Annotated in this window: 1 tRNA gene and 1 pseudogene; one reads left to right on the forward strand and one right to left on the reverse strand. The window is 39.4% G+C overall.

Annotated features, from left to right (window positions below):
- Positions 1-19: 19 nt before the first annotated feature.
- Positions 20-93: transfer RNA gene (locus DIZ30_RS11340), tRNA-Asn, on the forward strand.
- Between the two features lie 129 nt (positions 94-222).
- On the opposite strand, the pseudogene DIZ30_RS13970 reads toward DIZ30_RS11340, so the two are convergent.
- Positions 223-324, reverse strand: a pseudogene (locus DIZ30_RS13970) (hypothetical protein); the annotation flags it as partial.
- Positions 325-462 lie beyond the last annotated feature (138 nt).

The raw sequence follows: 462 nt of genomic DNA on the forward strand, positions 1-462 counted from the left end.
GTCGCCACGCTGATGTTATTCCGGCATAGCTCAGTTGGTAGTAGCGCATGACTGTTAATCATGATGTCGTAGGTTCGAGTCCTACTGCCGGAGTAAAAGTAGATGTAAGAAATATCATACTGTAGATAAAAGTATCAGTTTCCTCTTTACTAAGAGTGTAGACTGATACTTTTGTCTATTTTTGTATAATAAAAAATATGAAGACATATGCTCCCACTGCTAAGTGACCAATTTTTTCAGACTCATTTCGGCAAAAACAAGCATCGTATGCACCTGATTTTTTTCTAAGCCTCGATACCTGATGCAGCGCATTCCATGCTTTTTCTCATAAAGCGAAAAAAGAGGAGCAGGAAGTCAAGACAGAAGTCAGTGGAATGGCAACAGTTTTTTTGACAAATTTTATAAGGTGCAGAACTTCTTTCCGTATGCTATTCCGATTGTCCTTGACAATGAGCCTCCTCG

It is taken from the genome of Enterococcus sp. H57, from assembly GCF_003112495.1.
In the GTDB taxonomy this organism is placed as follows: Bacteria; Bacillota; Bacilli; order Lactobacillales; family Enterococcaceae; genus Enterococcus_B; species Enterococcus_B faecium.